The organism is Streptomyces sp. SID14478 (assembly GCF_010548525.1).
GTDB lineage: Bacteria > Actinomycetota > Actinomycetes > Streptomycetales > Streptomycetaceae > Streptomyces.
In genome coordinates, this window is sequence record NZ_JAAGMG010000879.1 from 1 (window position 1) to 8,234 (window position 8,234).

At 71.0% G+C, this 8,234-nt stretch carries 8 protein-coding genes; 3 read left to right on the forward strand and 5 right to left on the reverse strand.

Annotated elements, in window-relative coordinates; genetic code table 11:
• Window positions 1–134: 134 nt before the first annotated feature.
• The 3 genes from G3I40_RS28830 to G3I40_RS28840 are packed head-to-tail and all read right to left on the reverse strand — an operon-like array spanning window position 135 to window position 1,859.
• Window positions 135–593, reverse strand: a complete 459-nt coding sequence (locus tag G3I40_RS28830) for an ATP-binding protein (protein ID WP_203644944.1) — start codon at window positions 591–593, stop codon at window positions 135–137.
• On the reverse strand, window positions 577–975 hold the full coding sequence (locus G3I40_RS28835; protein WP_164305428.1) for an STAS domain-containing protein: 399 nt from the start codon (window positions 973–975) through the stop codon (window positions 577–579). The genes G3I40_RS28830 and G3I40_RS28835 overlap by 17 nt, the downstream gene beginning before the upstream one ends.
• Complete coding sequence (locus G3I40_RS28840; RefSeq protein ID WP_164305416.1) at window positions 975–1,859, reverse strand: STAS domain-containing protein; 885 nt, start codon at window positions 1,857–1,859, stop codon at window positions 975–977. Before G3I40_RS28840 ends, G3I40_RS28835 begins: the two co-directional genes overlap by 1 nt.
• Window positions 1,860–2,284: 425 nt before the next feature.
• Here G3I40_RS28840 and G3I40_RS28845 point away from each other — a divergent pair, with 425 nt between their 5' ends.
• The 3 genes from G3I40_RS28845 (at window position 2,285) to G3I40_RS28855 (ending at window position 6,272) form a co-directional block, all read left to right on the forward strand.
• Complete coding sequence (locus G3I40_RS28845; protein WP_164305418.1) at window positions 2,285–3,766, forward strand: amino acid permease; 1,482 nt, start codon at window positions 2,285–2,287, stop codon at window positions 3,764–3,766.
• Between the two features lie 10 nt (window positions 3,767–3,776).
• On the forward strand, window positions 3,777–4,229 hold the full coding sequence (locus G3I40_RS28850; protein WP_164305420.1) for an Lrp/AsnC family transcriptional regulator: 453 nt from the start codon (window positions 3,777–3,779) through the stop codon (window positions 4,227–4,229).
• Between the two features lie 339 nt (window positions 4,230–4,568).
• Complete coding sequence (locus G3I40_RS28855; protein ID WP_164305422.1) at window positions 4,569–6,272, forward strand: NAD(P)/FAD-dependent oxidoreductase; 1,704 nt, start codon at window positions 4,569–4,571, stop codon at window positions 6,270–6,272.
• Window positions 6,273–6,333: 61 nt separating this feature from the next.
• On the opposite strand, the gene G3I40_RS28860 is transcribed toward G3I40_RS28855, so the two are convergent.
• Together G3I40_RS28860 and G3I40_RS28865 are read right to left on the reverse strand one after the other, a co-directional pair.
• Window positions 6,334–7,263 carry an LLM class F420-dependent oxidoreductase gene (locus G3I40_RS28860; RefSeq protein ID WP_164305424.1) on the reverse strand — a complete coding sequence of 310 codons (930 nt, stop codon included), beginning with the start codon at window positions 7,261–7,263 and terminating at the stop codon, window positions 6,334–6,336.
• An 87-nt stretch (window positions 7,264–7,350) separates the two neighbouring features.
• Entirely contained in the window at window positions 7,351–8,064 is a 714-nt protein-coding gene (locus G3I40_RS28865) for a DUF5995 family protein (RefSeq protein ID WP_203644945.1), read from the reverse strand.
• Window positions 8,065–8,234: the final 170 nt, after the last annotated feature.

Below are 8,234 nucleotides of genomic sequence, written 5' to 3' on the forward strand. Positions count from 1 at the left end.
GGCGGCCCGCTCCGCCCCGGTGCCGTCGAGGCCACCGGCCGACGCGGCGGCCCGGGCCAGCGCGGCGGCGTGGTGCACCGCGCTGGCGTGGTCCACCACGACGTGCGCCGTCACCGCGAGATCGGCGGGGGCCTTCATCGCACCGTCCAGCGCACGACCGTCACCGTCGTCCCGGCGCCGGGACGGCTGTCGACGTGGAAGGCGTCCATCAGACGACGCGCACCGCCCAGACCGTGGCCGAGTCCGTTGCCGGTGGTCCAGCCGTCGGTCATGGCCGCGCCGAGGTCCGGGATGCCGGGTCCGTCGTCCCGGATCACCAGCCGGATGCCGCTGCCGCCGGGCCGCGTGAGCAACTCGACGTCGAGGGTGCCGCCCTGGCCGTGGACGTAGGCGTTGCGGGCCAGTTCGCTCGCGGCGGTCACCACCCGGGTCTGGTCGACCAGGCCGAACCCGCACTCGACGGTGGCCGCGCGCACGGCATGACGGGCCGTCAGCAGGTCGTCGTCCGACCGTACTTCGTAGGACCGGCGGACGGTCACCTCGACCCCCGGGGGATGCGCCTCGCTCACGGCGCGCTCATCGGACATGGTCATGGCCGGCGCCCTCCGGGGTGCGCTGCCAGCCGAGCGCGGTCAGTCCCTGCTCGGCGTTGAGCGCGGTCTCCACACCCGTCAGCTGGATGCCCAGCTCGACGAGGGTGATCGCGACGGCGGGGCGCATCCCGGCGACGATCACCCGGGCCCCCAACAGGCGCGCCATCGTGGTGAGTTCCATGAGCGTGCGGGCCACGAACGAGTCGATGACCTCCAGCCGGGAGATGTCGATGAGCACCCCGCGGGCCCGGTCGCCCTCGATGCGTTCGGTCAGCTCGTCCGTGAAGGCCACGGCGGAGCGGTCGTCCAGCTCGTTGAGCAGTCCCGTCACCAGGACGTCGCCGAGCCGCAGGATGGGAACGCCCGTCGGGCGCGGCGGAATCACCGCGGTGCCGACCCGGCGACGGCGAATCCGACGGCGGGCTGGTCCGTGAGCTTGACCGCGGCGGACAGCGCGTCGGCGAGCGTCGCGCGGGTCAGGATGGTGGACAGGTCGATCCCCAACTGGGCGATGGTCTGGGCGATGGGCGGACGGATGCCGCTGATGACACAGTCCGCGCCCATCAGGCGGACGGCGTTGACGGTGTGCATCAGGTGCTGGGCGACCGCCGTGTCGACGGTGAGCACACCGGTGATGTCGATGATGGCGACCTTCGCCTCGTCGTCCTGGATCGCCTGCAGCAGCGACTCCATGACGATCTGGGTGCGGGCCGTGTCCAGGGTGCCGATCAGCGGCACGGCCAGGACGTGCTTCCACAGCCGCACGACGGGCGTGGACAGCTCCATCAGCTGACGGCTCTGGCGCTGGATGATCTCCTCGCGGCCCTCGACGTACGTCTCGAAGGAGAGGGCGCCGGCCGCGTCCAGCATCCGGTTGACGAGGACGGCCACGGCGAACAGTTCACCCATGTCCCGCGTGGTGTGCTGGACGGCCGCAAGGAGCGCCTCCTTGAGGGAGAGCACGGCGAGCGAGGTGTCGGTGGGCGTGGCGCCCGCCCGCACCCGGCGCAGCGACAGCTCCGTGACCGTCGTACGCAGGTTGTGGTGCGACGTCACCAGGCGTTCCACCGGGATGTCGCTGGCGAGGGCCTCGGTGAGCGCGTCGACGAGCAGCACCGCCTCCTCGCGCAGCTCGCTCTCGCTCATGTCGGTGCCCAGTGCCGCCTGCTCCAGCTGGAGCGTCGTCCACCGGTCGGCGATGTGCTCCTCCTGGTCCCGTAGCGCCTCGAGCAGCAGATTGCGGATGTCGGTTTCGCTGGTACTCACAAGCCCCTCTCACGCCTTCCTCCGGTCGTGTGCATCCTGCACATGATGCACACCCTCCACCGCCTCGGCCGTGGCCGGGGTTGATCACTGATCATCCCCGGGGCCCCACAAACAGAGGCAGCCTCGCCGTGTACCCCGATGTGCGGGATTCACTCCCGCGTGTGCCGTGTGACCTCGGACACCTCATGCGCAACAGACGAAACGGACGTCGCAACGAACACGCGCGTCACCGCGATTCGCGCAACGATCTTGTGGGGTTGCGCAAGGTTGCTGCATTACAGGTGGGAAGCCGCGTCCTCTAGAGTCATCCGCTGTACGTGGCGTGGCGGGGGACGGCCTGCTCGGCGGCCCCCGGTCAGGGTGAGGCCGTCGCGTTCCCCCTCGCCGTTGTCATCCCCGACCGGCAGCGATGAAGGAGCCAGTCCGTGCTCGATCACGGCGCACCCCCGCGCACTCCCCGCACAGAGCCCGCACCCGCCGGGCTCGGCACCCGTCTCATGCGGCGCAAGCCGGTGGAACACCTGGTCGCGGAGGGTGGTCAGGGCGAGGGCGGCACGCTGCGGCGCTCGCTCGGACTCTGGCAGCTGACCATGATCAGCATCGGCGCCACGCTCGGCACCGGCATCTTCGTGGTGCTCGGCGAGGCCGTCCCCAAGGCCGGGCCCGCCGTCACGCTCTCCTTCGTGATCGCCGGCCTCACGGCCCTCTTCTCGGCCCTCTCGTACGCCGAGCTGGCGGGCACCATCCCGGTCGCCGGGTCCTCCTACTCGTACGCATACGCAACGATGGGCGAGCTCATCGCCTGGATCTGCGGCTGGTGCCTGGTCCTGGAGTACGGGGTGTCCGTCGCCGCCGTCGCCGTCGGCTGGGGCGAGTACCTCAACGAACTGCTCGACGGCACCATCGGCGTGACCCTCCCGGCCGCCCTCTCCGCGCCGCCCGGGGACGGCGGGATCTTCAACCTGCCCGCGCTCATCGTGGTGCTGCTGGCCATGGTGTTCCTGATGGGCGGCGCCAAGGAGTCCGCCCGGGCCAACACGATCATGGTCGTCGTGAAGATCGTGTCGCTGCTGCTGTTCTGCGCGATCGGCCTCAAGGGCTTCCAGTCCGGCAACTACGCGCACTTCATGCCGCTGGGCATGGCGGGCGTCAGCGCCGCCGGGGCGACGCTGTTCTTCTCGTACATCGGCTTCGACGCCGCCTCCACCGCCGGTGAGGAGGCGAAGAACGCCCAGCGCGACCTGCCGCGCGCCATCATGCTCTCGCTCGTCATCGTCACCGCCCTGTACGTCCTCGTCGCCGCGGTCGCCGTCGGGGCCCGCCCCTGGAAGCAGTTCAACGACTCCGAGGCGGCGCTCGCCGGGATCATGAAGGACGTCACCGGCCAGTCGTTCTGGGGGACGCTGCTCGCCGCCGGAGCGGTCATCGCCATCGCGTCCGTCGTGCTGACCGTGCTCTACGGGCAGACCCGCGTGCTGTTCGCGATGTCCCGCGACGGGCTCGTGCCCAAGGTGTTCGCCAAGGTCAACCCGAAGACCGGCGCGCCCCGCGCCAACACCGTCATCGTCTCGCTGTTCTGCGGCGTCCTCGCCGCGGCCATCCCGCTGGGCCAGCTCGCCGACGCCACCAGCATCGGCACGCTCTTCGCCTTCGCCCTGGTCAACATCGCCGTGATCGTGCTGCGCCGCACCCGCCCGGACATGCCGCGCACCTTCCGGGTGCCGCTGTCGCCCGTCCTGCCCGTCATCGGCTTCGCGCTGTGCCTGTGGATGATGGGCAGTCTGTCCGTCATCACCTGGATCGTCTTCGGCGTCTGGATGGCCGTCGGGCTCGTGTTCTACTTCTGCTACGGGATGCGTCGCTCCCGTCTCGCCGCCCCCGCGGAAGCCGCAGAAGCACAGAAGTGAACCGCCTGCCTTGCTGAACGATCTCGACGAACGCATCGTGCACGCCCTCGCCGAGGACGCCCGTCGCTCCTACGCCGACATCGGCCAGCTCGTCGGCCTGTCCGCGCCCGCGGTCAAGCGGCGCGTCGACCGGCTGCGGGCCACCGGCGCGATCACCGGCTTCACCGTGCGGGTCGACCCGGCCGCGCTCGGCTGGGAGACCGAGGGCTTCATCGAGATCTACTGCCGCCGCAACACCTCGCCGGACTCGATCCGGCGGGGCCTGGAGCGCTACCCCGAGGTCGCGGCCGCCTCCACCGTCACCGGTGAGGCGGACGCGCTCGTGCAGGTCTTCGCCTCCGACATGCGGCACTTCGAGCGGGTCCTGGAGCGGATCGCGGGGGAGTCGTTCGTCGAGCGGACCAAGTCCGTGCTCGTGCTCTCCCCGCTGATGCGCCGCTTCACCTCGGGTTCGCCGGCGTAACACCTGCCCCGCGGGGCGCCTGCCGCCCGGCCGTTCCGGGCGTGAGCACAGTGACCTCCGGCACCTCCGGCCGCGATCGGCACCTCCTGTGCCGCGCGGAGGGGAGGGATTCCTACGGAACGCGACCACGGGCTCACCGGAGCGTGCAACGAATCGCCACTACGGGCCCCGTCCGCGCAACGGATCGCACGACCAGACGCAACGGTCCCGTCTTGTCCCGCCGACCAGCGAAAACGTAGCGTCGTACCGGTCCTCGCGGACCCTCCCACCGCTTCCCGCTCGCTCCTGCCGAGCCCTCTCCTGCCCCACTGCCCTGCGTCCGCAAGGAGTCCGCACCCCATGACGTCCACGGTGCCCACCGCCGTCCAGCACACCGACGCCCAGCCCCCGATCACCATGTTCGGACCGGACTTCCCGTACGCGTACGACGACTTCCTCGCCCACCCGGCGGGCCTCGGGCAGATACCGGCGACCGGGCACGGCACCGAGGTCGCGGTCATCGGCGGCGGCCTGTCCGGCATCGTCGCCGCGTACGAGCTGATGAAGATGGGGCTCAAGCCCGTCGTGTACGAGGCCGACCGGATCGGCGGCCGGCTGCGTACCGTCGGCTTCGAGGGGACGCCGCCGGACGCGGCGGGACTGAGCGCGGAGATGGGCGCGATGCGCTTCCCGCCGTCGTCGACGGCGCTGCAGCACTACATCGACCTGGTGGGCCTGCAAACCCAGCCGTTCCCCAACCCCCTTTCCCCGGCGACTCCTTCGACCGTCGTCGACCTCAAGGGCGAGTCGCACTACGCCGAGACGATCGACGACCTGCCGCAGGTCTACCGCGATGTCGCCGCCGCGTGGAGCGCCTGCCTGGAGGAGGGGGCCGACTTCACGGACATGAACCAGGCGATGCGCGAACGCGACGTGCCGCGCATCCGGGAGATCTGGTCGCAGCTCGTCGAGAAGCTCGACAACCAGACCTTCTACGGGTTCCTGTGCGACTCCGAGGCGTTCAAGTCCTTCCGGCACCGGGAGATCTTCGGGCAGGTCGGATTCGGCACCGGCGGCTGGGACACGGACTTCCCGAACTCGATCCTGGAGATCCTGCGCGTCGTCTACACCGAGGCCGACGACCACCACCGCGGCATCGTCGGCGGCTCCCAGCAGTTGCCGCTGCGACTGTGGGAGCGCGAGCCCGGCAAGCTCGTGCACTGGGCGCAGGGCACGTCGCTCGCGGCGCTGCACGAGGACGGCAGGCCGCGGCCCGCGGTGACCCGGCTCGCCCGTACCGCCGGCAACCACATCACGGTCACCGACGCGGACGGAGACATCCGCACCTACCAGGCGGCTATCTTCACCGCGCAGTCGTGGATGCTGCTGTCCAAGGTGGCGTGCGACGACGCGCTGTTCCCGATCGACCACTGGACGGCGATCGAGCGCACCCACTACATGGAGTCCAGCAAGCTGTTCGTGCCGGTCGACCGGCCGTTCTGGCTCGACAAGGACGAGGACACCGGCCGCGACGTCATGTCGATGACGCTCACCGACCGGATGACGCGCGGCACGTACCTGCTGGACGACGGCCCGGACAAGCCCGCCGTCATCTGCCTCTCCTACACGTGGTGCGACGACAGCCTCAAGTGGCTGCCCCTGTCGGCCAACGAGCGCCTCGAAGTCATGCTGAAGTCGCTCGGCGAGATCTATCCCAAGGTCGACATCAGGAAGCACCTCATCGGCAACCCGGTGACCGTGTCCTGGGAGAACGAGCCCTATTTCATGGGCGCGTTCAAGGCGAACCTGCCCGGCCACTACCGCTACCAGCGCCGCCTGTTCACCCACTTCATGCAGGACGCGCTGCCCGAGGACCGGCGGGGCATCTTCCTCGCCGGTGACGACATCTCGTGGACGGCGGGCTGGGCCGAGGGCGCCGTGCAGACCGCGCTCAACGCCGTGTGGGGCGTGATGCACCACCTGGGCGGGGCGAGCGACGCGACCAACCCCGGCCCGGGTGACGTGTACGAGTCGATCGCACCGGTGGAACTGCCCGAGGACTAGGTGTATTGATCACCGGCGTCAATAACGCTCGTGATCACTACACCCAGGACGCCGCCCACCCTCAGACGCCGGCGGCGCGTGCCTTCTCGTAGACCTCCGTCGCGAGGCCTTTCAGTTCCTGCGCGTCGCGTGCGCCGCCCTGGAGGTCCAGCAGGATCTCGTCCAGGCCCAACGCGGCGTGTGCGGCGAGGTCCTCGACGATCTGGTCGACGCTGCCCTGGAACGGGCGGCGGTCCTCCCCGGTGTACGCGTCCCGGGTGTACAGCGTGTTGGCGCGCAGCACGGTCCGGATCGGCGCCGTGCGTCCCCGCTCCTCGGCCAGCTCGCGCAGCTTCGCCCACTGCTCGCCGAGCGCCTCGGCGCCCATGGAGACCGGCAGCCAGCCGTCCGCGCGGTCGACGAGGCGCCGGGACGCGCGCGGGCTGCCGGCCGCGAGGAGGATCGGCAGGTCACCGGCCGGCTTGGGGCCGACCACGGACGGGGCGACGGTCGTCAGTTCGCCCTCGTACGCCACCGGGTCCGGGCCCCACACCGCGCGGCACACGTCGATCAGCTCGTCGAGGACCTTGCCGCGCTTGTCGAAGGGCGCGACGCCCGCCGCCGCGTACTCGTCGTGCGACCAGCCCGTACCGAGGCCGGCCACGACCCGGCCGCCGCTCGCGGCGTCCAACGAGGCGAGCGACCTGGCCAGTTGGAACGGGATGTGCAGCGGCGCCACCAGCACGCTCGTGCCGAGCCGGGCCCGGGACGTCACCGCCGCGGCGAGCGTGAGCGAGACGAGCGGGTCGGCCACGGCCCGGTAGTTGTCGGGCCACGGCAGCCCCGGCACCCCGTAGAGACCCTGCCGGGCCGGCTCCGGGAACAGGATCCGCTCGAAGACCCACAGGCTCTCGTAGCCGGTCGCCTCCGCGGTGCGTGCCACGTCGGGGATGTCCCGTCCGATGTCGTACTGCTTCATCTGCGGAAGTCCGAGACCGAGTCGGGTCGTCATGCCGTGCTCCTTCGCGCGTGGACAGCGAGCGTCACTTTGTCCAACGTACGCAGATCACACGGGAGTTCCGGCTGCGGGGAGAGGGCGTCAGTCGGGGAGCGGAGTGAGCAGCATGCGCCCCACCAGGCCCACCGAGGTGTCGAGCCGGTGGGTGAACTCGGCCGCGATCGACGGGAGTTCGCGCAGCGCCCACAGGGCGCGGGCCGCCGCCCACGCGGCGTCGCGGGCGCGGTCGAGGCTCCACGAGCCGAGCAGATGGGTGAGGGGGTCGGCGACCTGGAGGAGATCGGGGCCCGGCATCAGCTCTTCGCGGACGTGCTCCTCCAGCGCCACGAGGAGATCGCCCACGCGCTCGAACTCGTCCTCCAGGGTGCCCGGTTCGCAGTTGAGCGTACGACAGGCGTCCACCACGGCCAGCGCCAGATCGTGTCCGATGTGCGCATTGATGCCCGCGAGCGCGAACTGCAGCGGGCGTACTCCCGGATGGCGGCGGAACTGCAGCAGCGGTTGCCAGCAGGCGGGCCCGCGCACCCCGCAGGCCGCCGCGTCGAGTGCCTGGAGATAGCGCTCCGCGAAGCGGACGTCCAGCGTGACCGCCGCGACGCGGTCCGGGAAGCCGCCCGTCGCGCCCCGCACGACGGCCCGGTCCACCGCCTCCGTGACGGAGAGGTAGACCCGGTTGAAGACCGCGACTCCGTCCCGGGGCGGCAGATCCGCGGCGAGCACGCGCATCCGTGCGAGCACCGCGTCGATCCCGTGGGTGGGGACCTGGGTCACTGCGAACCGCTCCAACTGCGCCATGCCCGAAGGGTCCCAGCCGTAGGGTGACGCGGGTGTCGGCTGGCCGGGGGCTTCCCCAGAACGAGGGAACGGCCGGTGGGACGGGAGGGGGAAAGCGGGTGTCCGGGTTACGTGCGCGGCGGCTCGCCCGGCGACGGGCGGCGCAGCGGCGCGCGACGATGCGCGCCGCC